General features: G+C 53.5%; 26 protein-coding genes. 5 read left to right on the top strand and 21 right to left on the bottom strand.

Going from position 1 to position 24943, the window contains the following annotated elements:
- Positions 1-9: 9 nt before the first annotated feature.
- From rsmH to ACJA3I_RS05345, 15 genes are all read right to left on the bottom strand, one after another.
- A complete protein-coding gene (gene rsmH / locus ACJA3I_RS05415; RefSeq protein WP_458863743.1) occupies positions 10-945 on the bottom strand; it encodes a 16S rRNA (cytosine(1402)-N(4))-methyltransferase RsmH in 936 nt (311 codons plus the stop codon).
- Positions 946-959: 14 nt separating this feature from the next.
- Positions 960-1376 carry a division/cell wall cluster transcriptional repressor MraZ gene (mraZ, locus tag ACJA3I_RS05410; RefSeq protein ID WP_458863742.1) on the bottom strand — a complete coding sequence of 139 codons (417 nt, stop codon included), beginning with the start codon at positions 1374-1376 and terminating at the stop codon, positions 960-962.
- A gap of 438 nt (positions 1377-1814) precedes the next feature.
- Complete coding sequence (locus ACJA3I_RS05405; protein WP_458863741.1) at positions 1815-2309, bottom strand: hypothetical protein; 495 nt, start codon at positions 2307-2309, stop codon at positions 1815-1817.
- A gap of 18 nt (positions 2310-2327) precedes the next feature.
- The gene (coaD, locus tag ACJA3I_RS05400) at positions 2328-2813 is read right to left on the bottom strand and encodes a pantetheine-phosphate adenylyltransferase (RefSeq protein WP_458863740.1); all 486 of its coding nucleotides are present in this window, start codon (positions 2811-2813) and stop codon (positions 2328-2330) included.
- Complete coding sequence (gene rsmD / locus ACJA3I_RS05395) at positions 2810-3367, bottom strand: 16S rRNA (guanine(966)-N(2))-methyltransferase RsmD (RefSeq protein WP_458863739.1); 558 nt, start codon at positions 3365-3367, stop codon at positions 2810-2812. The genes coaD and rsmD overlap by 4 nt, the downstream gene beginning before the upstream one ends.
- Entirely contained in the window at positions 3364-5208 is a 1845-nt protein-coding gene (gene uvrC / locus ACJA3I_RS05390) for an excinuclease ABC subunit UvrC (RefSeq protein WP_458863738.1), read from the bottom strand. The genes rsmD and uvrC overlap by 4 nt, the downstream gene beginning before the upstream one ends.
- Before the next feature lie 109 nt (positions 5209-5317).
- Complete coding sequence (locus ACJA3I_RS05385) at positions 5318-5581, bottom strand: HPr family phosphocarrier protein (RefSeq protein ID WP_458863737.1); 264 nt, start codon at positions 5579-5581, stop codon at positions 5318-5320.
- Positions 5582-5668: 87 nt separating this feature from the next.
- Complete coding sequence (locus tag ACJA3I_RS05380) at positions 5669-6400, bottom strand: DUF554 domain-containing protein (protein ID WP_458863736.1); 732 nt, start codon at positions 6398-6400, stop codon at positions 5669-5671.
- 62 nt (positions 6401-6462) lie between these two features.
- A complete protein-coding gene (locus tag ACJA3I_RS05375; RefSeq protein WP_458863735.1) occupies positions 6463-8853 on the bottom strand; it encodes an endonuclease MutS2 in 2391 nt (796 codons plus the stop codon).
- The gene (gene recO / locus ACJA3I_RS05370; RefSeq protein ID WP_458863734.1) at positions 8850-9605 is read right to left on the bottom strand and encodes a DNA repair protein RecO; all 756 of its coding nucleotides are present in this window, start codon (positions 9603-9605) and stop codon (positions 8850-8852) included. Before recO ends, ACJA3I_RS05375 begins: the two co-directional genes overlap by 4 nt.
- Before the next feature lie 210 nt (positions 9606-9815).
- Positions 9816-10706 (bottom strand): GTPase Era, encoded by an 891-nt coding sequence (gene era / locus ACJA3I_RS05365; RefSeq protein ID WP_458863733.1) that lies wholly within the window; start codon positions 10704-10706, stop codon positions 9816-9818.
- Positions 10703-11215 (bottom strand): rRNA maturation RNase YbeY, encoded by a 513-nt coding sequence (gene ybeY / locus ACJA3I_RS05360; RefSeq protein WP_458863732.1) that lies wholly within the window; start codon positions 11213-11215, stop codon positions 10703-10705. Before ybeY ends, era begins: the two co-directional genes overlap by 4 nt.
- Positions 11196-12218 (bottom strand): PhoH family protein, encoded by a 1023-nt coding sequence (locus ACJA3I_RS05355; protein ID WP_458863731.1) that lies wholly within the window; start codon positions 12216-12218, stop codon positions 11196-11198. The genes ybeY and ACJA3I_RS05355 overlap by 20 nt, the downstream gene beginning before the upstream one ends.
- Complete coding sequence (locus ACJA3I_RS05350; RefSeq protein WP_458863730.1) at positions 12211-13428, bottom strand: sporulation protein YqfD; 1218 nt, start codon at positions 13426-13428, stop codon at positions 12211-12213. The genes ACJA3I_RS05355 and ACJA3I_RS05350 overlap by 8 nt, the downstream gene beginning before the upstream one ends.
- Positions 13419-13745 (bottom strand): YabP/YqfC family sporulation protein, encoded by a 327-nt coding sequence (locus tag ACJA3I_RS05345; protein WP_458863729.1) that lies wholly within the window; start codon positions 13743-13745, stop codon positions 13419-13421. The genes ACJA3I_RS05350 and ACJA3I_RS05345 overlap by 10 nt, the downstream gene beginning before the upstream one ends.
- Before the next feature lie 168 nt (positions 13746-13913).
- Between ACJA3I_RS05345 and ACJA3I_RS05340 the strand changes: the two genes are divergently transcribed.
- From ACJA3I_RS05340 to typA, 3 genes are all read left to right on the top strand, one after another.
- Positions 13914-15107, top strand: coding sequence for a nucleoside recognition domain-containing protein (locus tag ACJA3I_RS05340; RefSeq protein WP_458863728.1), 1194 nt, complete (start codon positions 13914-13916; stop codon positions 15105-15107).
- Positions 15108-15186: 79 nt separating this feature from the next.
- On the top strand, positions 15187-15393 hold the full coding sequence (locus ACJA3I_RS05335) for a hypothetical protein (protein ID WP_458863727.1): 207 nt from the start codon (positions 15187-15189) through the stop codon (positions 15391-15393).
- Between the two features lie 190 nt (positions 15394-15583).
- Positions 15584-17410 (top strand): translational GTPase TypA, encoded by a 1827-nt coding sequence (gene typA, locus ACJA3I_RS05330; RefSeq protein ID WP_458863726.1) that lies wholly within the window; start codon positions 15584-15586, stop codon positions 17408-17410.
- Between the two features lie 213 nt (positions 17411-17623).
- Here the strand turns inward: typA and proC are convergent, their stop codons facing one another.
- The 5 genes from proC to asd all read right to left on the bottom strand — a co-directional run bounded on the left by proC (position 17624) and on the right by asd (position 22624).
- Positions 17624-18442, bottom strand: coding sequence for a pyrroline-5-carboxylate reductase (gene proC, locus ACJA3I_RS05325; protein ID WP_458863725.1), 819 nt, complete (start codon positions 18440-18442; stop codon positions 17624-17626).
- Positions 18443-18533: 91 nt separating this feature from the next.
- Positions 18534-19385, bottom strand: coding sequence for a VanW family protein (locus ACJA3I_RS05320; protein WP_458863724.1), 852 nt, complete (start codon positions 19383-19385; stop codon positions 18534-18536).
- A gap of 12 nt (positions 19386-19397) precedes the next feature.
- Positions 19398-20222: a carbon-nitrogen hydrolase family protein gene (locus tag ACJA3I_RS05315; RefSeq protein ID WP_458863723.1), complete on the bottom strand. Its 825-nt coding sequence runs from the start codon at positions 20220-20222 to the stop codon at positions 19398-19400.
- Between the two features lie 60 nt (positions 20223-20282).
- Complete coding sequence (locus ACJA3I_RS05310) at positions 20283-21497, bottom strand: M20/M25/M40 family metallo-hydrolase (RefSeq protein WP_458863722.1); 1215 nt, start codon at positions 21495-21497, stop codon at positions 20283-20285.
- Between the two features lie 53 nt (positions 21498-21550).
- Positions 21551-22624, bottom strand: a complete 1074-nt coding sequence (gene asd / locus ACJA3I_RS05305) for an aspartate-semialdehyde dehydrogenase (RefSeq protein ID WP_458863721.1) — start codon at positions 22622-22624, stop codon at positions 21551-21553.
- Positions 22625-22990: 366 nt separating this feature from the next.
- On the opposite strand from asd, the gene ACJA3I_RS05300 reads away from it, so the two are divergent.
- Together ACJA3I_RS05300 and ACJA3I_RS05295 are read left to right on the top strand one after the other, a co-directional pair.
- Positions 22991-23749, top strand: coding sequence for a threonine/serine exporter family protein (locus ACJA3I_RS05300; RefSeq protein ID WP_458863720.1), 759 nt, complete (start codon positions 22991-22993; stop codon positions 23747-23749).
- A 78-nt stretch (positions 23750-23827) separates the two neighbouring features.
- On the top strand, positions 23828-24304 hold the full coding sequence (locus tag ACJA3I_RS05295) for a threonine/serine exporter family protein (RefSeq protein ID WP_458863719.1): 477 nt from the start codon (positions 23828-23830) through the stop codon (positions 24302-24304).
- A gap of 50 nt (positions 24305-24354) precedes the next feature.
- Here the strand turns inward: ACJA3I_RS05295 and ACJA3I_RS05290 are convergent, their stop codons facing one another.
- Entirely contained in the window at positions 24355-24885 is a 531-nt protein-coding gene (locus ACJA3I_RS05290; protein WP_458863718.1) for a P-loop NTPase family protein, read from the bottom strand.
- Positions 24886-24943 lie beyond the last annotated feature (58 nt).

Here is a 24943-nt window from a genome sequence, read left to right as displayed (position 1 = left end):
CTTCCTCCTCTATAACTTCTCAGCCACTCTCAGCTTTGCCGAGCGAGAGCGGGGGTTTTCTTCCACTTCTTTTTCTTTCGCCATGATAACGCCTTTTGAAATCAGCTTCACCCGCGGCTTTTTGCCGCAAACACAAACAGGAAAATTGCTGGGGCAGGTGCAGCCTTTGGCTTCTCGCGCGAATACATTTTTAACGATGCGGTCTTCCAATGAATGAAAGCTCATCACCGCGATGCGCCCGCCGGGAAGAAGCACATCGATCACATTTTCCACCGCTTCTTCCACCGCTTTCAGTTCGCCGTTCACTTCGATGCGGATGGCCTGAAAGCTGCGTTTTGCCGGATGCTGCGCTTCGCGTTTTGCCTGCGCCGGCATGGCGTTTTTTATGATATCCACCAGTTCAAAGGTGGTCTCTATCGGTTTTTCCTGCCGGGCCTGTTCAATGGCCCTGGCAATACGCCCGCTGAATTTTTCTTCGCCGTATTCCCACAAAACGCGTTTCAGTTCTTCCTGAGAATAGGTGTTGATCACATCATAGGCGCTGAAGCTCTGGGTTTGATCCATCCTCATGTCAAGCGGGGCATCCTGCATATAAGAAAACCCGCGCCGGCCGTTATCCAGCTGATAAGAGGAAACCCCCAGATCCAGCAGCATCCCGTCGATGCCATCGATGCCCAGCTGTTTTAACACTTGGGCGATCTCTGAAAAATTGCTTTTTACAAAAGTGATTTTGCTTCGATGTTCCCACAAACGCTCTTCCGCCGCTTTCAGCGCTTCGCTGTCGCGGTCGATGCAGATCAGCCTGCCCTTTTCGGAAAGGCGCTGCGCGATGAGCAGCGAATGGCCGCCGCCGCCCGTTGTCCCATCACAGTAGATGCCGTCGGGGCGGATCGCAAGGCCCTCCATGCATTCTTCCGGCATAATCGAAATATGTGAAAACTCCATGTTTCCTCCCGCTGTTAAAAGCCAATGTCTTCCATGGCGTTCTCGATGCTTTCAGAAGTCAGTTCATCGTTATAAGCCTTCCAGCGCTGTGTATCCCAAATTTCAACACGGCCCGAAACGCCGATCACCGTTACTTCTTTTGTCAGGCCCGCATATTCTCTCAGGTTCTGGGGGATCACCACGCGGCCCTGGGCATCCGGTTCGCAATCTGCCGCGCTGGAAAAGAAAAAGCGCTGCAAATTTCGAGATTTGGAAAGCGGCAGCTGGCTGATCTTATCTTCCAGCACCTGCCACGCCTCGCCGGAATAAACAAAGAGGCAGCCATCCAGCCCTTTTGTGACGATGAACTCGCTGCCCAGCGAATCGCGGAGTTTGACAGGGATAAACAAACGGCCCTTTGCATCGATATTATGCTGAAACTCGCCGCGCATCTTCCCCACCTCCGGCCCTTTTGTTTGCACTTTGTGGCACTTCGCTCCACTTTTCACCACTTTGTTCTTTTATTATATCGTTGCGCTGTTACAATTGCAAGGCTTTTCCCAAATTATTTTTCCTCAAATCATGCCGTTTTTTTAAGAAAACGCGAGTTTTTTAGCATAAAGAACAAATGTTCGATTTTTGCTTTTCTATTCTATTTTTCCACCATTTTGTCGAATAAACCACTGCTTTTTCTTTTGATATCTTTCAAATTATGGAAAGCGTTTTTTCGTCTTGTTTTATTTCTTTTCTGCGTTAAAAAAACAATTTATGTTTATAAATTTTCCTGCATACACCGTCATAAAAGCAAAAAGCCGCCCTCCGCTTGCAGATTTTCTGCAAACGGAGGGCGGCTGCTCATTTATGAAACATTGGGTCTTGAGGCTTTTTGCTTATTGATTTTCCGAGCGTTCCTGCTGCTGTCTTTCGCGGTTGACCTGACGCAGGTTGACCCGCGAGGCTTTCACTTCATCCAGCGCCTGGGCAATGGCTTCTTCGGTTCTCTTCATGGCGTCGTCGCAATATGCGTTGGCCGCGCCCATCAGCTCTTTCGATCTTTTTTCAGCGGTGGCGATGATCTCGGCGGAATGTTTTCTCGCCGCGATGGTCAAATCGTTTTCGTTCACTTTTTGGCGAGCCAGTTCTTCGGCCTGCTTGCGAATGGTTTCGGCTTCGCGCTTGCCGGAATTTAAGAAGGCTTCGCGTTTTTCCACAATATCGCGAGCCATTTTCAGATCGCTCGGGATATTCGCGCGGATCTCGTCAAGGATATCCAGCGCTTTTTCGCGGTCGATAACACAGCGGTCGCTCATCAGCGGGATGCCGCTTGCATCCTGAACCATTTCATACATCGTGTTGACCAGTTCTTCAATCGTATTTCCAGCCATGTGCAATCCCCTTATCTGTTATTTCAATTGTTCCTGTTTCATTCGAAGCATTTCTAAAACGATGGGCGGAACTTTATCCGTGATATCCTGCCCGGCGGCAAACGCCTGTTTCGCCGCGCTGGAACTGATGCCTTTCAATTTTGGATCGGCATAAAAAAACATGGTTTCGGCCATGGGGGCGTGTTCCTGATTGAAAAGCGCGATCTGCGCTTCATATTCAAAATCCTTTGGGTTGCGCACCCCTTTGACGATCACATCCACCCCATGATCGCGAATGTAATCATAAGTCATGCCGCCGAAAAAATCGGCCGCCACCCCGGGCATCCCCTTCACGCTTTCCCGCAGCATCATCAGCCGCTCTTCGGGCGAAAAAAAGGTTTGCTTGGCCTCGTTGACCATCGCCAGAACGATCACCTTATCGAAAAGCTTTGACGCCCGGCGAACGATATCCAAATGTCCATAGGTCACCGGGTCGAAACTTCCCGGCACAATTGCCAAGGTCATGCCAAGCCATCCTCTCGCGTGATCGCCGTGAGTTTGATTTTGCCGTAATGGTATTCTTTTTTCACACAATAAGGCGCTTCAAGAGGTTCGATTTCGTCTTTTTGCGCGCTTTCGCATATTATTATACCACCGCTTCGCAAGTTGTCAAACAAACATATTTTTTTCAGCGCCGCGTTAAGCATCTGGCCGCCGTAGGGCGGATCCAAAAAGATCAGGTCGAATTTTTCATCGCGCAGGCTTTCCAGCGCGGCAAAGGAATCCCCGGCGAAAACGCGGCTCTGGCCGGCAAAGCCCGTGTTTTTCAAATTGGTGCCGATGGCTTTCTGCGCCTGTTTGTCTTTATCGGCGAACACGCAGAAAACGGCCCCGCGCGACAGCGCTTCGATGCCCATTTGGCCGCTGCCCGCGAAAAGATCCAAAACACGCGCCCCGGGCACATGGAACTGCACGATATTAAAAACCGATTCTTTCACGCGGTCGGTGGTGGGGCGGGTGTCAAGCCCTTCGGGCGTCACCAGTCTTTTGCCCCGGGCCGAGCCTGTAATCACTTTCATTTTTCATCCTCCTGCGCCTGTTTTGCAAAAACTTCGATCATATGCCGCGCCAGGCTGCGCGGCACCACGGCCGCCAGCTGATCTTCGGTGGCCCCGCGGATGGCCGCGATGCTGCCGAAACGGCGGCGCAGCGCCCGCAGGCGCTGTTCGCCCAGCCCCTCGATCTCTAACAAAGAAGAACCCTTGATGGATTTGGTTCGCAGATTTTTTTGATATTCAATGGAATAGCGGTGGGTCTCTTCCTGAATGGTTCCCACAAAAGCGAACACCGCCGGCAGCGTTTTGATGCCGAATTCATGGTTATGCTCATCCACCAGCGCGCGTGTTCTGTGGTGGTCGTCTTTCACCATGCCGTAAGCCGGGATCGCGCAGCGCATCTCTTCCAGCACACGGTTCACCACCGAAACCTGCCCCGCGCCGCCATCGATCAAAAACAGATCGGGCAGCGGCAAAAAGCCCACATCTCCGTCTGCAGCCCGCTGGAGGCGGCGCCGCAGCGCTTCCTGCATCGAACCGTAATCATCCCCCGCCAGCGCTTCTTTCATGCGAAATTTGCGGTAAGCGCTGCGCAGCGGCCGCCCTTCTTGAAAAACGGTCATCCCCGCCACCGCATCGCTGCCCGCCAGATGTGAAATATCAAAAGCTTCGATGCGCCGCGGCGGGTTTTCAAGCCCCAGCGTTTCCGCCAGAAGTTCCAGCGACCGCGCCGTTTTCTGTTCACGCTTTTCCAGCTGCTCCAGTTCCTGCCGGGCGTTTTCCAGCGCCAGCATCAGCAGTTTTCGCTTTTCGCCGCGCTGCGGCACCGATAAAAACACTTTGCTTTTTCTCAGGCTGCCCAGCCACTGCGCCAAAGTTTCTTCATCCTCCAGAGGATGCGAGATCAAAATGATCTTCGGCGAGCGCTGGGTCATGCCGTAATATTGCTTCATAAAGCCTTCGATCACATCGGAAGCATCGTTTTCCGATACACCGTCGAAGAATTCTTTCTTTTTATCCAGCAGATTGCCGCCCACATAATTGAGCATCACCACGCAGCCGCGGGCCTCTCTCACAGAAAAAGCGATCACATCCAGATCGGATAAAGCGCCCGAAATGATCAGCTGGCTCAAGCCCAGCCGATCCACCGCCCGCATACGGTCGCGCAGCGCGGCGGCACGCTCGAATTGCAGCTGTTCGGCGGCTTCTTCCATCTCCGTTTGGATCTGGCTGCTCAGGCCCTGATATTTTCCATCTAAAAGCAGGCAGACCTGGCGGATCAGCTCTCCATATTCCTGCGGCGAGATCTTGCCCGAACAAACCGCGCAGCAGCGGCCGATATGGCTGTTGAGGCAGGGGCGGCTTTTGCCGATATCCCGCGGAAATTTCAAATGGCAGGTGGGCAGCATAAAGGTTTGCAGGGCAGTATCCAGCGCCATTTTGGCCCCGCTTCTGCCGCCGTAGGGCCCGAAATAGCGGCATCCGTCATCGGCGGGTTTCGAAACGATGGAAAACCGCGGATATTCTTCGGAAGAAAGCCTTAAAAAAGGATAGCCCTTATCATCTTTCAAAAGGATGTTATATTTGGGTTTATGCTTCTTGATGAGCGCGCATTCCAAAAGCAGGGCTTCGAATTCCGTGCCGGTGATGATCGTTTCAAAGTGATCCACCTGCGAGACCATCTTCAAGGTTTTGGGCGTATGGGAAGCCAGATTGACAAAATACTGGCTGACCCTGTTTTTCAGCGCTTTGGCTTTGCCGATATAAATGATCTCGCCGCTGCCGTCGAACATTTGATAAACGCCGGGCAGCAGCGGCAGCAGCGCGGCTTTTTCTTTCAATTCATCTATTTTTGGGTTTGCCATAAGCCCCTCCGAAGCGATTGCTTTCCATAAAAACAGCGCCGCATGAAAACCACGCGGCGCCTGTTGCCTTGGTGTGATGCCGCTTCATCCGGCATATTTGATTCGAAAATTATTCGCCGAAATTGGATGCGATGAGATTGCAAAGCGCGTTCACCGCTTCTTCTTCATCGGCGCCTTCAGCGGAAATCGTAATGACGCTGCCCTTGGTGATGCCCAGGGACAGAACGCCCAGCAAGCTCTTTGCGTTGACCTTGCGGTCATCCTTATCGATCAGAATTGTGCTGCGGAACTCATTCGCCTTCTGAATAAAGAAGGTTGCCGGTCTTGCATAAAGACCTACCTGATTGGTGATTGTTGCTTCTTTCGAAAACACTTAAGCTACCCCGCTTTCTTGCTTCTTATTACACATATCATAGCAGAACCCTGCACTTTGTGCAATATATTTTTATAAAGTTATGCATTACGACCAAAGCTTTTGAATCAGAGAGAAGAAAAGAGGCATAAATGCGGCAGGGATCAGGTTCGCCACATTGAATTTTTTCATATCCCACAGGTTGAACGCCAACAGCATCAGCACGATGGAGCCCACCAGCGACATCTGGATGACCACGGTTTCTGTAAGCCACGGCTTGATGAACACGGCAAGCAAAGTGATAAGCCCCTGATAAAGCCCCACCGAAACCGCGCTCAGCGGCACCCCCACGCCATATACCGTGGCAAACAGCACAGAGGTGATTCCATCGATCATGCCTTTGGCGATCAGCATGGTGGGATCAGACATCAGACCATCCTGCACAGCCCCCACGATGGCCATGGCGCCGGCGCAATATAAAATGGTGCAGTTTGCAAACCCGCTGCCCACATCATTGCCGTTGCCCTTGCCGTTTTTGCTGAAAAGGCGGCGCATGCCTTCACCCGCGCGATCAAACAGGCGGTCAAGCCTGAGCGCTTCGCCGATCACCCCGCCCAGCACCAGCGACAAAATCATAATCAGCACATACTGGGTTTCCAGCCCGCCTTTGTCGTTGAGCTTTAAAATGCCGCTCATGGCACCCGACAGACCGATCATCAGAATGGCCGCGCCCATGGCCTGAAAAATAATATTTTTGAACCGTTCCGAAATTCCTTTTTTCAGCAGGATGCCCAAAAAGCCACCCGCCAAAATGGCCGCGACATTCACGACCGTACCCAAACCGGGCATCATCCTCACTTCCCCATCTCTCGCACATTATTTTTCCATCTCGCGTGATAAAACTATTTCAGTTTCATGGTGACGATCGTCACGCCGCTTTCGCCTTCGCCATAAGTGCCCAGGCGGAACGATTCCACATAGGGTTTGCCTTTCAGGCAGACATGAACAGCCTTTCTCAAAACGCCGGTGCCTTTGCCGTGGATGACCGTCACCGCCGGCAATTTCATGCGAAACGCAAGATCGATGAAGTTTTCCACTTCGCTCACCGCTTCATCCGCCGTCATGCCGCGCACATCCACTTCGCTGGAAGCGCGCCCGCCGGTGGCCGCCGGGGTGAATTTCACCGAGCCGCGTTCTTTCTTTTTGGGGGGCGGCGCGGCCGAAAGCAAAGTCAGCTCTTCGGGCTTCGCCGTCAATTTCATAATGCCCGCCATCAATCTGACGCGCTCGCCGGGTTTCGGGGTTTCGGCCACGGTGGCCTGCATGCCGTTTTCGGCGATCTCCACCAGGTCGCCCTGCTGCAGCGCCCTTGGCAGCGGTGTGGCCTTTTTTTGAATTTTCTTTTCAAGAACTTTGCGCTGCGCTTCGGAAAGCCGGCCCATCATCACGGCCCGCGCTTCCGAAAGATTGCGCTCCGCCGCGCCCTGTTCCTGTTCGCGCCGGATCTTGCGCACTTCTTCCAAAGTGTTGTCGGCGGTGCGTTTGGCGTCATCCAGCAGTTCCTGCGCCTGGCGGCGGGCCGCTTCCAGCAGCGCCTGCCGGTCTTTATCAATGGAATCATAGGCTTTTCGCGCGTCTTCACGGTCTTTTTCGGCCCGTTCTTTGTCGCGCTGCGCCTGTTCCAGCGTGCGTTCCATGCTCTGCCGTTTTTCTTCCAGTGTGCGGATCACATCTTCAAACTGGATATTCTGGTGATCCATTGTGGTTTTCGCCTTTTCGATGATGGAAAGATCCAGCCCCAGCCGCTGTGAAATGGCAAACGCGTTGGATTTGCCTGGGATACCGAACACCAGTTTATAGGTGGGCCGCAGGGTGGCCACATCAAATTCACAGGAAGCGTTTTCCACCCCTTCGGTTTCCAGCGCATAGGTCTTCAGTTCGGCATAATGGGTGGTGGCCGCCACCACAGAGCCGTGCTCGCGCAGATGCTCGATGATGGATACAGCCAGCGCCGCGCCCTCGACAGGGTCGGTTCCGGCGCCCAGTTCATCCATTAAAACAAGGCTGCCTTCCCCCGCTTCTTTTAAAATTTCCACAATATTTTTCATATGCGCCGAAAAAGTGGAAAGCGATTGCTCGATGCTTTGTTCATCCCCGATATCGGCCAGCACGCGGGGATAAACGCAGACCACGCTGTCTTCCCCGCAGGGGATCTGCAGACCGCACTGGCTCATCAGGGTGAGCAGGCCCAGCGTTTTCAGGCTGACGGTTTTGCCGCCGGTGTTGGGGCCCGTGATGATGACGGCGTTTGTTTTGCCGCCGATGAGAAATTCGATGGGCACCGCCTGATCCATCGGCAGCAGCGGATGGCGGGCGCGCTTGAGCATGGTTCTGCCCTTTTCCGTCAGCCGCGGGCGAAGCGCCTTCATCTTATAGGCCAGTTTCGCTTTGGCAAAAATAAAATCCAAACGGCAAAGCTGTTCATAATCGCTTGCGATGGAAGAAGCAAAAGCCGCCACTTCCGACGATAATTCCGCGAGGATGCGGTCGATCTCGTTCTTTTCCTTGGCCTTTTGCTCCCGGATGGTGTTGTTGAGTTCCACCACCTGCATGGGTTCCACAAAAATCGTGGCGCCGCTGGAGCTGACATCGTGGATAAGCCCGGGGATCGCGCCTTTAAATTCGGCCTTCACCGGCACAACGAACCGATCGCCGCGGGTGGTGATGATGGAATCTTGCAGCGCTTTTGAATTGGTGGTGGAAGAAACGATCTTCCCCAGCACTTCGCGGATCTTTGCCGCGGCGTTGCGCATGGCCCGCCGGATATCGCGCAGCTCGGGGCTGGCGTTATCCGCGATTTCTTCTTCGGAAACAATGGCCATCTCGATTTTTTCTTCCAGATATTTGTTGCCGGCCAGGCGCATGAAATATTCATCCAGAACCGTCTGCATCTGTGAGTCTTTTTCCAGATAGTTTTTTGTCATGCGCGCGGTTTTCAAAAGCGCCGCCACATCCAGCAGCTCGCGCATATTCAGATAACCGCCTCTGTCGGCCCGTTCCAGCGCCGAAGAAACATCCTTCACGCCGCTGAACGAAGGGCTTCCGAACTGCCCCGCCAGACGCATGGCGTCTTCGCATTGCTGCTGAAGCTTTTCACATTCATAAAGGGTCTCGCAAGGTTCCAGCGAAAGGGCCATTTCTTTGGCCGCGGGGCAAACCGCTTCTTTCGCCAGCAGCTCCAGCACCTTGTCGAGTTCCAAAGTTCTATGAGATTTTTTTTGTAATTCTGTCATGTTGCATCTCCTACCTGCAAGGAATGGTAAAAATCCAGCGTGCGGAAGCCGCGCTCGAGCCTTGTCAATAAATAGGCTTCGGCAAAATCGCCCAGCAGCCGCAGATCGGCGTCTTCGACGCGAAAAGAGAACAGTTTTTTCAAATCGCATCTTAAAACATATCTTGCCGCCTGCAGCGCGGCGCGGTTGAGCCGCATGGTTTTTCCCCGCGCGGCCGCTCGGCAGTCGGCGCAGTAAAGCCGGCCCTGTTCTAAGGCCACCAGCGGGTCTTCGGGCTGTGCCCCGCAGGCCGCGCAGCGCCAGAGATCGGGTTCATAGCCTGTGATGGCCAGAAAGCGCAGCTCGAAACAGGCCTTGATCTGGCGATCCGGAAAAAGATGATTGGCCAGCGCATACAGGCTGTTGAGCGCAAGGCGCAGCATCCCCGGCGCGGGCAGATCTTCTTCGCCTTCGGTGGAAAGCAGTTCGCAAAAATAAGAAGCCAGCGCCAGCGCATCCAGATCGGCCGAAAGCTTATAAAATTGTTCCAGGCTTTCAAAATCCTGCAGTGTGTGGTGGCCGCCGTTTTCATAAACCGTCATATTGCCATAGGCAAACAGCTGGCCCGCGGGCCCCAGTTTGCTGTTTTTGCGGCGCACACCGGGGGCTTTCATGGAAAGCTTGCCCCGATCTTCCGTCATCACCGTTAAAATTCTGTCGCCTTCGCGCCAATCCGCCGTGCGGATGACGAGCCCTTTTGTGGTAAAAAACATCGTTATGTAACCGGAGGAGATCATTCCCCTCCGCGCTCCTTCCGGGCGGCATAGAAAAGATAGGCTTCCGGTAGCCCCGTTCGGCAAAAAAACCGCCATGCCGCGCGCTGTGTCTGCTGTTCCATGGTGATTCCCTCCTGCTTTTAGTATGCCGCGCGGCGGGCAAAAAAGCAGAGGCAAGTTTTGGCCTTTCAGGAAACGGCTGCCCTTTTATTCTTCTTCGTAACCGAAGTTGCGGATCTGGTTGGGGTTGTTGCGCCAATCTTCTTTCACGCGCACCCACAGTTCCAGATAAACCTTTGTATCGAGCAATTTTTCAATTTCATAGCGGGCGGTGGCGCCGATCTTTTTGAGCATCTCGCCGCCTTTGCCGATCAGAATGCCTTTATGGCTTTTCTTTTCGCAATAGATGGCGGCATAGACCGCCACGGTGCCCGTTTCGCGTTCTTCCATTTTTTCAATCTCCACCGCCACGCCGTGGGGGATCTCTTTATCTAATTTCTGAAGGATCTTTTCACGGATGATCTCGGCAATGAGCTGGCGCTCGGGCTGATCGGATATCATATCTTCCGGGAACAGCGCGGGGGATTCGATGCACAGCTTATCCAGTTCTTCCAGCAGAACGGAAACCCCTTTGCCCGTGCGGGCGCATACCGGCACGATGGCCAGGAACTCATGGGCTTTTCCGTAAACATCCATGATCTCAAGCAGTTTTTCATTGGGGATGGTATCGATCTTGTTGATGACCAGAATGGCGGGGATATGATCCTGCCTGATGCGGTCGATGAGCATCTGTTCGGGGATGCCCACGCGCGCCACCGGTTCCACGATCAGAATGGCGGCATCCACATCCGTTACAGTCTTGTTGACGATCTTCACCATATAATCGCCCAGCGAATTTTGCGGTTTATGCAGACCGGGGGTATCCAAAAACACCATCTGCACGGTTCCCTTCGTCAAAACCCCGGTGATCCTGTTGCGCGTTGTCTGGGGTTTATTGGATACGATGGCCACTTTGGCCCCGCATAAAGTGTTGGTCAGCGTCGATTTGCCCGCGTTGGGTCTTCCCACCACCGAGAAAACGCCTGTCTTTTCTATCATATATTTTCTCCTGTTTCCCGCAAAAGCCCCAGCTCCTGCATAATTTCTTCTTCCAGGCCGCGCATCAATCTGCGGTCTTCTTCCGCTTCCACATGGTCATAGCCCAGCAGATGCAGAATGGAATGCACCGTGAGGTAGGCGCATTCCCGCTCGAATCCGTGGCCGAATTCTTCCGCCTGGGCTCTGGCCTTTTCCACCGAGATGATCATGTCGCCCAGCGGCACACAGCCGGTATCCGGGTCGGTTTCCAAAACGATATCCCCTTCACAAACGCCGTTTTTCATTTCGAGCATCGGGAAAGAGAGCACATCCGTGGCCACCGGTTTGCCGCGGTATTCGCCGTTGATGGCGGCGATGCCCTCGTTATCGGTCAGGGTGATATCCACCGAAGCTTTCCACTGGGGCGCCACTTTTTTCACCGCCGCGCGGGCCGCTTTGCGCATCAGCGCTTCGGCTTCGCGGTCTCTGCATGGCTTTTCGCCCAGAAAGTTAATTTTTAAACTGCCCACGCCCGCCGCCTCTTTTCTCTTTTTCTTTGGGGGTCTGCCTGTTTTTCTGTTTCTGTTCGTCATATTTGGCATAAGCGTTCACGATGCGCTGCACCAGCTCATGGCGCACAACATCACGCGAAGTGAGGGTGCAGATGCCGATGCCTTCCACATCCTTTAAAACGCGCATGGCTTCTTTCAGGCCGCTGAGCTTGCCATCCGGCAGATCGATCTGGGTGATATCGCCCGTGATGACCACTTTCGAATGAAAGCCCATGCGGGTCAGAAACATTTTCATCTGCTCGGGCGTGGTGTTTTGCGCCTCATCCAGAATGATGAAGGAATCATCCAGCGTGCGCCCGCGCATATAGGCCAGCGGCGCCACTTCGATATTGCCCTTTTCCTGATAACGCTGAAAGGTTTCGGCGCCCAGCATTTCAAAAAGGGCGTCATACAGCGGGCGCAGATAAGGATCGACCTTGTTTTGCAGATCGCCCGGCAAAAAGCCCAGCTTCTCGCCCGCTTCCACCGCGGGGCGGGTCAGAATAATGCGGTTGACGGCCTTTTCACGAAAAGCCACCACAGCCTTGGCCACCGCCAGATAGGTTTTGCCCGTTCCCGCGGGGCCCACCCCAAGGGTGATGGTCTGTTTTTCAATGGTGTCGAGATATTCCTGCTGGCCGAGGGTCTTGGCCTTGATGGCCTTGCCTTTGGCCGTGACGCACACGACGCCGCCGCCTATCTGGCTGAGTTTATCCTGCTGGCCGTCGCGGATGAGCGAAAGGATATAATTCACATTCTGCGGGGTGATCTGCTCGCCGCGCGCCGTCAGTGACAATAAGCCCTGCATGGCGGTTTCGGCATCCATCACCGCTTCGGGTTCGCCGCAGATTTTCAGGTTGTTGTCGCGAAAAACGATGTTCACGCCATATTCTTTTTCCAGCAAACGAATGTTTTCATCAAACGAGCCAAATAAATCGATGATCTGTTCCATCCGTTCCACATTGATGATCTGTTCAATCATTCCGATGTTTTTCCTCCGGTACCGTCGGTACTTCCGTTATTTTTTTCAAAATTCCTGCCTGTTCGCGACATTCGGCAGAAAAGATCCCTTTGGCGACCTTTTCCGTATAATCGCAGGAGAATTCGGCCTTTACCACCTTGGCATCCGGCAGCCACCGGCTGAGCATCTCCTCTTGGCGCTGCTGCAGCGTCTCTTTGCATAATTCCTCTGAAATTGTGAATGGCCGGAGCTTGATTTCGGCATAGCGCTCGCAGACGAGGGCCAAAGGCAGCCGATTGTTTTCTCCCAACTTCAAAGTCTTTTTTTGCATATGCTTATCATAACACGCGAACGGCTCACTTTCAATCAAAGAAAGAGAGAGTCTTTTTCTTCCCAAAACCAGTGACCAGCGGGTCTTTGAGCGCCCCGTTTCGGTTTTGACCATGACCGTGGCGGGCATGGCAGTCTGTATTTTGCGCCAGGTTCTCAAAGTGATATCCGCCTGAGAATGCACCATGAACCATTCGCCGTTTTCATTCATCACAAGGCCCGAAACCAGCGGGTCGCCTTCTAAAACGGTTTCGCCGATTTTTTTGATCTTCACGCCGCTGCGCACAATGGCGCTGTCGATGATGCCCGCCTTATCCGCGATGATATCGCAGGGCTGATCCTGCGGGATCATCTCGGGCTGCGCCGCGCGGGGGTAAGCCGTGATCTCTGCCCGTGTTCCTTTGATATTCACCGAAACGAACGCATATTTTTCACTGTGCGACAAAATATAGCGCTTCACTTCATCGGTATCCACTTTGCTGCCCAGCATTCCCGTATGAAGCCCCGAAGCTTCAGCCAGCCGAAGCACCTCGGCCTGCTGATGGGCCTCACAGCCTTCGATGCGGATCTCCCACAAAAATTTTCCCGAAACCCACACCCCGGCCAGGCAGATGAGCATCCCCAGCCAAAGGGCCACCCGGGGCCGCAGCCGTTCCAGCAAAAACGGAACGCCGCTTCGGCGCAGGATATGCACATGACACATGGTCTTGCCCGCAAAAAGATGCAGTTTTCGAAAGCCTTCGATGCGCACCGTGGCGCGCACAGTATCTTCTTCGATCCGTTTTAATTTCCAGAATTCCACTCCGTTTTGCGCGCAAAGGTTCAAAAACCGTTCCACCGCCGCGCCGCGGATCTCAATGCGGATGTTTCCCCGCGCATAGTTGATGGCGCTCAGCAGCATTTTTCGGCCCCCTGTCGGATGAATTCCACGGAAGCGATATCGCCCCTGATCTCCAGTTCTTCCGCTGTCATGGCCACGATCTCCAGCCCCATGCCGGTGACCCTGAGCGTGAGCTCGCGGGCGGCGATGCGAATGGATTCCTTCGTATATTCCAAAATACCGTGGTGGCGTTCCACCAAAACGCTTCTTGTGCTGCATTCCACCGCGGGCAGATCTAAAACCGGCCCGGCCTGGATCTCCATTTCTTCGGCTGCCCGCGCCAGTGTTTCGCGGAAGCTTTCTTGCTTTTTCTCGGGCTTATAATGCTTTTTTCTCATAGTCTCACCCCGTTTCCTATGCCTATGCATCGCCAAACGCTTTTTTGCCTGTCCGCCGCGGGCTTCTCAATTTTTGCCGAACAGATTTCACCTGTTTTAAATGGTGTGTTTCAGGTTTGAGGTATAAGGCAAACCGTTTTCGCATAATTTGGGGCAGAGGTGTTATCAATGACCAAAAAATTCCGTTTTTGCGGCGCTCACCGCATCTATCAGGCTTTGATCTATGGCGCCATTGCTTTGTTTGCCTATGGGCTGGTTCGCTATTCGCGCCAAACTTCCGCCGTGGCCTGTGAGGCGCTGCGTTTATGCGGCAATGTGCTGATCCCCGCGCTGTTCCCCTTTTTCGTGGTTTCTTCCATGGCGGTTTCCACAGGCCTTGCCCGCCAGATCGGCCACGCCATGGAAAAACCCATGCGCGTGCTTTTCGGGGTTCCCGGGGTCTGCGCGCCGGCCTTCGTGCTGGGCCTCGTGGGCGGTTATCCGGTGGGCGCCAAAACGGCCATCGGGTTATATCGCCAGAAGCTCTGCACCAAAACAGAAGCCGAACGGCTTTTGGCCTTTTGCAACAATTCAGGCCCCGCCTTTATTTTAGGTGTGGCGGGCGCCGCCGTCTTTTCCAGCAGCACGGCAGGCCTGCTGCTTTATGGCGCGCATATCCTTTCAGGCATTTTGGTGGGGGTGGTTTTCCGTTTTTATGGCAAAAGTTCTTCCTCCGTTTCGGGTTCTTTGGGCCGCGGCGGCGAATTGCCGTTTTCCAAAGCGTTCCCCGAAAGCGTTCGCGATGCGGCGTCTTCCATCATCAACATCTGCGCTTTTGTGATCTTTTTCACCGTTGCCACGCGCCTGCTCAACCAAATGGGCATTCTGCCCGCTTTATCCGGTCTGCTGGGCCGCCTGCTTCAGCCTTTCGGGTTTTCGCCCGAATATGCCGAGCGCCTTCTGGGCGGCATTTTAGAGCTGACCACGGGCATCTGGGGGCTGACCGATCTTGGCGGGCCGCTGGGTGCGCGCCTGGCCATCGCCGCCTTTATGCTGGGCTGGGCCGGCCTTTCCGTTCACTGTCAGGTGCTTGCCTTTCTGCATGACAGCGATCTTTCGGTCTGGCCTTATCTGGGCGGAAAAATGCTTCACGGCCTGTTTGCCGCGGCGCTCACCTGGCTGGGGGCCTATCTGCTGCCCTTCGATCTGGCGGCCTTTTCTCATCTGGGCAAACGCATCCATTTTATTTCCACTTTAAAATTTTCTCAATCCTTTTGGCTGGCGCTTCTTTTGGTCTGCCTTGTGTGGTGCCTACTGTGGCTCGCTTCGCTGGCAGGCGCCGCCCGAAAAAAGCATTGCGGAAAAGCGCGAAGAACGCTATAATAAAAATAGGATGGAATGTTTTGTTTTGAAAAACAAACCTGCCCGTGAAAAAAGCTGATGTAAAACGAGGTGACCAAGGATGCTGTTCGACCGCGATATCAAGCATTGCTGCGCTTTTTGCGAAAAATCCATCGATTTGGATGAACAACTGGTTCTTTGCAAATATAAAGGCCCTGTCAGCTTCGATTTCTGCTGCCGCCGCTATGAATATGATCCCCTGCGGCGCATCCCGCATCCCCCCGCCGAACCGCGCAAAAAATTCACCGAAAAAGATTTTAAGCTCTGATCAAAAAATCTTCCCTCTGCCTTTTGGCAGAGGGATTTTTAATATTTTGTTTGTTTTTTCCTGCTTTGTTCCCCCGTTTATAAATTTTTCGTTGATTATTGTGTAAAAAAACCGTGCATTTCTGTTTTTATTGTGATATAATAAATTGTCAATTAATGTGATAAATAATCTCTTTTAAGGAGTGACATATTTGCTTAGAAACGATTTGCGTAATGTTGCCATCATCGCCCATGTTGACCACGGCAAAACCACCCTGGTGGATGAAATGTTGAAACAGGGCGGTGTGTTCCGCGAAAATCAGGCGGTTCAAGAACGCGTAATGGATAATAACGCCATTGAACGCGAGCGCGGCATCACGATTTTGGCCAAAAACACCTCAGCGCATTATAACGGCGTAAAAATCAACATCATCGATACCCCGGGCCATGCCGATTTCGGCGGCGAAGTGGAACGCGTTTTGAAAATGGTAAACGGCGTTCTGCTTTTGGTGGATGCCTTTGAAGGCCCCATGCCCCAAACCCGCTTCGTGCTGCAAAAAGCGCTGGAGCTGGGCCACAAGGTGATCGTGGTCATCAACAAAGTGGATCGACCCGACGCACGGCCTTTGGAAGTGGTGGATGAAGTGCTGGAACTTCTGCTGGATCTTGACGCCACAGAAGAACAGATCGAATCGCCTGTTTTGTTCTGCTCGGGCCGCCAGGGAACCGCTTCCCTTTCGCCCGATGACGCCGGCAGCGATCTTGTTCCCCTGTTTGAAACCATCCTCAGCCATATCGATCCCCCGGATGTAGACACTGAAGCCCCCACCCGTGTGCTGGTTTCCTGCATCGACTATAACGATTATGTGGGCCGTATTGCCATCGGCCGCATCGAGCGCGGCGAGCTGCGCCAAAACCAGGATGTGGCTGTCTGCGATTATCACGACCCCTCTATCTCTTATAAATCGAAAATCGTTTCGATGTATCAGTTCGAAGGCCTTCAGAGAACCCCCGTCACTTCGGCAAAAGCCGGCGACATCGTTTCGTTCTCGGGCATTTCGGGCATCAACATCGGCAACACCGTGTGCGATCCTTCCGATGTGGGCGCGATCCCCTTTGCCAAGATTTCCGAGCCCACCGTTGAAATGATCTTCTCGGTCAACGACAGCCCCTTTGCCGGCCGCGAAGGAAAATTCGTCACCTCCCGCCAGCTGCGTGAGCGTCTGTTCCGCGAACTTCTGCGCGATGTTTCGCTGCGTGTGGAAGAAACCGATTCGGCGGATTCTTTCCGCGTTTTGGGCCGCGGTGAAATGCATCTTTCCATCCTCATTGAGAATATGCGCCGTGAAGGCTATGAACTGCAGGCCAGCCCCCCGCGCGTGCTGTTTAAAGAAATCGACGGCAAAAAATGCGAACCGATCGAAGAACTGGTCATTGATATCCCCGAAGACTGCGTAGGTTCGGTGATGGAAAAAATGGGCTCCCGCAAGGCGGAAATGACCCATATGACCCCTCAAGGCAGCCGTGTGCGCCTTGAATTCCTCATCCCCTCCCGCGGGCTGTTCGGCTATCGCAACGAATTTCTCACCGATACACGCGGCGAAGGCATCATGAACACCCTGTTCCACGGCTATGAACCCTATAAGGGCGAGATCGCCCGCCGCACCACAGGTTCTCTGATCGCCTTTGAAGCGGGCGAAGCCGTGACTTATGGCCTTTATAACGCGCAGGAGCGCGGCACTTTGTTCATCACCCCGGGCACCGCCGTTTATGAAGGCATGGTGGTGGGCTATTCCCCCAAATCGCAGGATATGGCCGTAAATGTCTGCAAAAAGAAGCATGTCACCAATATGCGTGCTTCCGGCAGCGATGAAGCCCTGCGTCTGGTGACCCCTTCCATCCTCAGCCTGGATGAAAGCCTTGAATTCCTGAATGAAGACGAGCTGTTGGAAGTGACCCCCAAGAGCCTGCGTATTCGCAAACGCGTTCTCGATAAAGCCATGCGTATGCGTATGGAAGCCAAAGCAAAAAATTCGTAAATGAATTTCAAAAGCAGCCGAAGTTTTTTCCTTCGGCTGTTTTTTTGTTTCGGCGCTTAAAAGGCGTGCCGCTTGGCGGCACGCCTTTTTGTTTTTCATTTTGTTTTTCATATGGAAACTTTTTTAAGCCAAAACAGGCTCTCAGCGGTCTTTTCCCCATGGCAGCGGGGATTTTTTGACACACTGCGCTCTGGATTCTTTCTTTGCGGCTGCTTATTTTCCCAGAGCCACGGTTTTTTCATATGCGGCTGCAATGGCTTTGATGCAGGCGGAACGGAAGCCGCCTTCTTCCAGCGCGGCAACGCCCACAATGGTGGAACCGCCGGGGGAGCATACGGCATCTTTCAAAGCGCCGGGATGCTGTTTGCCTTCCAAAATCATGGCTGCCGAACCCATCACGGCCTGCGCGGCATATTCCATGGCTTTGGCGCGGGGCACGCCTGTCAGCACAGCGCCATCGGCCAGCGCTTCAATGAACATATAAGCATAAGCGGGGGCGCATCCGGCGGGAACCGTGGCCGCATCGATGGCTTTTTCGGCCAGGCGGTCAAAGCGGCCCGCTTCTTTCATAATGCCCAGGAATTCTTCTGTCAGCGCGTCGCCCGCGTGTTCGCCGGCCACCAGGATCATGCCCATGCCAACGCTTGCGGGGATATTCGGCATAATGCGGATCACAGGAAGTTCAGCACCCACATTTTTCAGCACGGTTTCCACCGTGATGCCCGCCGCAAAAGTGACCAGCACTTTTTCTTCGCCGGCCGCAAGGCATTTTTTCAAAGTTTCGGAAATGCCCTTCAGCATATCCGCCTGCATCTGGGGCTTCACGCCCAGCATGATGAATTTGGCGCTTTCCACCACGGCATTATTGTTTTCGGCCACCAAACAGCCCACTTCTTTGGCCAGTTCGCCGGCTTTTTCTTTTGAAAAATCGGTTATGATCACTTTTTTAGGGTCAACACCTTTGCAGGCCGCGCGGATGAGCGCGCCGCCCATGTTGCCGGAACCGATAAAACCGATCGTTGTTTGATTCATTTTTCTTCCTTCTTTCTCTCACAAACTTGGGAAAATCCGCTTCTGTTTTCAAATTGTTTTTCCGCGGCGCAGGTTCGCCGCAAGCAACAGTTTACCTTGTTTCGGTGCTATTGTCAAACTCCGAAACTATTTTTGATTTTTCCACAAAAGTTTCGTCATAAAGAATTTTCGCGTGGTTCTTCATCAACAGGCTTTCTGTCTTTTCACCGGTTCGTCGATCGACGCAAATGCGCCAGATCTCGTTGCAGCGGTAAAGCCCATCCTGTTCCCGCTGAAAATGTTCTTCGCGGGCTTCGATATGATATTTTTCGGTGAGTTCCCGCGAGCAGCGCAGCTCGCCAAAGAGATAAGGCTCTTCTACCCCGCAAAGGATCTGAAAGACCTGATCGGTGGGGTTTCGAAAACGGTAATCAAGCGCGGCATAGGCAATGGAAGTGCCCACGCCAAACGGCACCTGCCTTCCGAAATCGGGGAAAAGATCCACCTGATTGTGGTGATGATGTTCGGTGATCTCCAGCGGGCTGTGCAGCACCATCCAGTGCAGCAGGTTCGTGAACTGGCACATGCCGCCGCCCACGCCCTTGCCCGGCGCGCCGTTATGAATCACCATGCCCTCCAGATATCCGCGCCGCTTGGTGCATTCCCCCACCAGACGCCAAAAAGAAAACTCTTCACCCGGATGGATCAAAACGCCGCAGACCCGCGGCGCGGCCAGCGCCAGATTTTTCGCCTTGTTCTCCTGCAGCCGCATATCCACCCGGCCCAATTTGCGGCGGATCAGCGATTTGTGGCGGCTGACCGCATAGGGCAGCGGTATTTGAGATTTTTCTTTGGCGAATTTTTTATGGTGCAAAAAATCGCTGCATCGGCGGCGAAAATTTTGTTTGCGAAGCGAGAGCCGATAAGCGGCAGGCGACAGTTCGCAAAACAATTTGCGCGGCATGGGATCACTCCTTTATTTTTCCAGCTTCTCAAGCCGGTAAAGATCTGTTCTTCGGGCGGAAAGCAGCGGCAGCTGCTGCCGCACCGCATCCACTTCTTCCAGATCCAGCGTTTCCACATGGATCCATTCTTCGGCGCCCGCGCGGCAAAGCACTTTGCCCCAAGGCGAAACCGCCATGGAATTGCCATAGGATACATAAACGCCCTGTTCATCACGGGCGGGGGCCACCCCCACCGTGAAGCACTGGCCATCCACCGCCCTTTGGCGGAACATCAGTTCCCAGTGGGCGGGGCCTGTCGTCATATTGAAAGCGGCCGGAACGATGATCGCCCGCGCGCCCTCCAGCACCATCAGCCGCGCAAGTTCGGGGAACCGGAAATCAAAGCAGATGCAAAGCCCGATCTTCCCCCACGGCGAATCGAAGACCGTTATTTCATCCCCCGCGGTGAAGGTATCGGATTCTTTGAATTTCTGCCCGTCCTTCACATCGATATCGAACAGATGCATTTTACGGTGGCGCGCCTTTTGGCTGCCGCGGTCATCGAACACAAAGCTGGTGTTATAAATTTTCCCCTGCCCATCGCGTTCGGGAATTGAACCGCCCACCAGCCAAACGGCGTTTTCACTCGCCATGTGCGAAAGCGCCTGCCAGCTTTCTCCGCCGCAGGGTTCGGCGTAATCGGCAAAATAATCGTTGGAATAGGGGCTGTTGAAGATCTCGGGCAAAACCACCATCTGCGCGCCCTGCCCGGCGCATTGTTTCACGCATTCGGCGGCGCGGCGGAGGTTTGCCTGCTTATCCATACCGGAACTCATTTGAATCATACCAATTTTCATGGTCATCTCTCCTGTTTTATAACAAAAGGCGGCTGACAAACGCGACAGCCGCCTACTTTTTTATCGTTTCGAAATCAGAGGTTCGTTAACATCCTTCATGCCCGCCAGCATCAGCAGCATCAGCAGGGTATGCGCGGGGCCGGGATAGTTGGGGTCGGGCTGATACCATTCATGGGGGTTATGGCAATCGCCGCCGGTTCCGCCATAAGCCAGCACCGCCGCAGGAACGCCAAGGCTGACAGGAACATTGCAATCCGTGCTGCCCGCATCGGTAACATGGGGCTTTTTGCCGAACACGCTGAGCACCTCGCCGAAAGTCTGAACCATCAGGCCATCGTGGGGCTGGCTGCCCGCCGGGCGATCGCCGATCAGTTCCAGCGTGATCTTCACGCTGTCGTCATCCTGCCAGTGTTCTGTTTCGGCTGTGGCAGCGGCCTTGGCCATTTCCAGAATCGTCGCTTCCAGCTTCGCCAGTTCTTCGGCGCTGTTGGAACGGATATCCACCAGCATCGAGGCTTCACAGGGGATCGAGTTGATGGAAGTGCCGCCCGAAACCACGCCCACATTGAAGGTGGTTTTGGGTTCTTTCAAACCATGCAGCTGAGAGATCGAATTGATGGCGCGGCCCATGGCGTGGATGGGGTTGGGTTTGCCGAAAGCGCCAAAGCTGTGGCCGCCTTCTGCGCGATAAGTGATCTTATAGCGCTTGCTGCCGGTGGCATCGATCAAAATATCTTCCAGGCCCCAATGATCCAGTGAAATGAACGCATCGATCTTTAAGTTTTTAAACAATTCTTTCACGCCGCGCAGATTGCCCAGACCTTCTTCGCCCACATTGCCGCAAAGCAGAATGTTGCCGGCGGGCCGGATGCCCGTTTTTTTGAAGGCGCGCGCAATGCTCAACACTTCGGCCACGGCGCGGGTATCATCGCAAATGCCGGGGCAGCGATAAATGCCGTTTTCTTCGGTCACCTTCAGCGGCTGTGTGCGGGGGAACACCGTATCGAGGTGGCCGGCCAGCATCAGGGTGGGGCCGTTGGGGTCAGACCCTTCGATCATGGTATAAACATTGCCCACCGCATCGGTAACGGTCTGATAGCCCATTGCCTCCAGACGGCGCGCAAAATCAACCGTTCTTTCGCCTTCATCGTTGGAAGGCGCGGGGATCTGCACGATTTCCAGCTGTTCTTTCAGGGTGGCTTCGGTATCTTGCTTCAAGAAATCAAGCGCTTCTTTCACCGCGTTTTGCTGCATCAGCTTTTCAATGGTTCTCATTGGCTTTCCTCATTTCTTTTTCTTCAAGATGTTTTCGAAAAAACTTCTCACTTTTAAATGTAGTTTTCGGCGCAAAGCAGCTCTGCCATCAGAACCGCGCCGCCCGCCGCGCCGCGCAGGGTGTTATGGGAAAGGCAGACGAATTTGATATCATACTGGGTGTCGGGGCGCAGCCTGCCCACAGAAACCGCCATGCCGTTTTCTAAATTGCGGTCAAGCCTGGTCTGCGGCCGATCGGGTTCGCTGAAATAATGAAGGAACTGCTTCGGCGCCGAAGGCAGGTTCAGCTTTTGCGCCGCGCCCTGATAATTCTGCCAGTCTTCGATGATCTGCTCGATGGAAGGTTTCTGCTCGAAACTTGCGAAAACCGCGGCCAGATGACCGTCGCTGGCCGCCACACGGATGCACTGCGCCGTGATATTGGGTTCCGTGGCGTTGATGATGCGGCCGCCTTCAATATGGCCCCAAAGCTTCATGGGTTCCTGTTCGCTTTTTTCTTCTTCGCCGCCGATATAGGGGATCACATTATCCACCATCTCGGGCCAGGTCTCAAAGGTTTTCCCCGCGCCGGAAATCGCCTGATAGGTGCAGGCCAGCGCGGCCTTCAGGCCATATTTGCGCAAAGGATGCAGCGCCGGCACATAGCTTTGCAGCGAGCAGTTTGATTTAACGGCGATAAAGCCGCGCTGAGTTCCCAGCCGTTTGCGCTGGGCCGGGATGATCTCGGCGTGTTCCGGGTTGATCTCGGGCACGATCATGGGCACATCGGGCGTGGAACGATGGGCGCTGTTGTTGGAGATCACAGGAATCTCGGCTTTGGCATAGGCTTCTTCCAAAGCGCGGATCTCTTCTTTTTTCATATCCACCGCGCAGAAAATGAAATCCACTTCCTGCTTCATGCCCTCGATGTCATAGGCATCTTTCACGATGATTTTTTTCATGGCCTCGGGCAGCGGCTGCTGCATAAACCAGCGGCCCGCCACCGCTTCTTCATAAGTCTTGCCGGCAGAGCGCTTGGAAGCCGCCACCGCCGTTACATGAAACCAGGGGTGATTTTCAAGCAGCGTGGCGAAGCGCTGGCCCACCATGCCTGTGGCGCCCACGATGCCCACACGATATTGTTTCATAACTAAACTCCTTTCAAATAACCGCCGAACCGAATAAGATCTGTTTCTCATCTTATACTATATGCTCTTGCAGGTGCAAAGTAATTTTTCATATTGACCTTTTTATTATACTGCTCTGCCCCATCGCTTTCAAGGTTTCGTTTTATCAGAAATTCTTTGTTTGTTCTTTTTGAAAATAAATAACATTTATTTTATTTTGTCGAATTTTCAATAAATTTTATTTAAATTTGTGAACTTCAACATAAATCCGTCGCATTTCCCTTCTGCATTTTGAAGAAATAGGGCATTCCCAACCCCCTCGCTATCCATTATAATATTCACAGATGGTTTTATGCCGCTTTTCACCGGAGGAATGAGGAGATCGCTATGAACGCCTATCAAGAGTTGTTGGATATCGCCACCCGCATCGGGCTGTATCTGCTGGAAACCGGTGCGGAGATCTATCGTGTGGAAGATTCCATCCGCGCCATCACCACCACTTATGGGGTGAAAGAAGTGGATGTGTTCGCTGTTCCCACCTGTCTGATCGTGACGATCAACCCCCCCGATTCCCCCAGCATGACCAACACCAAGCGCATCTATTCCCGCTCCACCGATCTGGGCCGTATTTATATGCTGAACACGCTTTCGCGGGATGTTGTGCGGGAAAAGCCCTCTTTTGAAGAAATCGAACGCCGTCTGAACGAAATCGAGCAGGCCCCCTCTTTATCTCTTTTCTGGCAGGTTTGCGCTTATGCGCTGGCCGCTTTCGGTTTCACGCTGTTTTTCGGCGGCACCTGGCTGGATGCCATCTGTTCGCTTTCCATGGGCGCAGCCATCCGGCTGATCGGCTATGGGCTGGATGCTTTTCACACCAACTCGTTTTTTATCAACACGATCTGCAGCGCCGCCACGGCGTTTCTGGCCGTTTTCTGGTATCGGCTGGGCGTTGCGCCGCATATCGATAAAATGGTCATCGGCGCCATGATGAATCTGGTTCCGGGCGTGGCCATCACCAATTCCGTTCGTGATATCATCGCGGGCGACCTTTTGGCTGGTCAGGCAAAGCTGACCGAAGCGCTGCTGGCCGCCACCGCCATGGCGCTGGGCGCCGGCCTGATCTTATCTTTGAACCGCTTGTTTTAACGCCTTTTCTTTTGGGCAAAACCACCGGTGAGGCAGCGCCCTCTCACGCTTTGAATTTTGTTTAGGTGAGGTGTTTTCATGTTTTTCAACGACTATATCCTGCCGTTTCTTTATGCTTATATTGCCTGTCTGGCGTTCAGCTTCATCTTTGGCCTGCGGGGCAAATTCATCTTTCTGGCTCCTTTGGGCGGTTCCATCTGCTGGACTTTATATCTGGCGCTGAATTTCACCCAAAACGACCTGATCCAATCTTTTCTGGCCACCATGGCGGTGGCGATCTACAGCGAGATCCTGGCGCGCATCTATAAAGCGCCCGCCACCATGTTTTTGATCATTTCCATTTTGCCGCTGGTGCCCGGCGCAGGCATCTATTATACGATGGAATATTGCGTGGCCGGCGACCAGATGTCGTTTTACACTTCTCTGGTGCATACTCTGGCCATTGCGGGCGCCCTTTCCCTGGGCATTGTGCTGGTGTCTTCGTTCTTCCGTTTGTTTTTCCAATTATGGCAGCGCATCCGCTATCACGATCAGAACGCCTGCCTGCATAAATAACTGCCTTTTAAAAAGCCCGAAACCGCAAAAACGGTTTCAGGCTTTTCTTGTTATATGGTCTTAGCCGTGTCATGCCGGGCGTTTCGGCGCATGAAATCATCCAGTTCCCTTTGGGTTTTCAGCACAACGGCCTTTTTTTCATAAGTTTTCAGCATTTGACGATAGGCCGCTTTCCTTTCTTTGTTTCTTCCCTCATGCAGGATCCACCAAACAAAAGCCGCATCGATCTTTTCGGGGCACCCCGCCGTGATGCTTTCACGCGAGCAATGGCGATAGGTGTGATATCTTTTGATGGCGCGACGCAGGCAGTTCCAGCGCGAAAACAACAGAAAGATGATCTGATCGGCCTGTTCGAGCCGCTCTTCCTGCAAAAAGGCGCCATAGTTGCCATCGATGACCCACTGCTCATTTTTCAAAAATTCAGCCACCATCGCGCGGGCTTCCTGCCGATCGCGTATTTTCCAGCCGGGTTCGAACTGAACCGTGTCAAGATAAAGCAGCGGCAGCCCATATTGTTCTGAAAGATATTTGGCGAGGGTCGATTTTCCGCTTCCGGAATAGCCTAACAGGGCGATTTTCATAGATCTTCCTTTCTTCCGTCAAAAGCGAAAACGGATGGCATGATCACATCCCATCCGT

The organism is Acidaminobacterium chupaoyuni (genome assembly GCF_047936785.1).
GTDB lineage: Bacteria > Bacillota > Clostridia > Oscillospirales > Butyricicoccaceae > Acidaminobacterium > Acidaminobacterium chupaoyuni.
This window is presented reverse-complemented; position numbering and strand designations above follow the sequence as displayed.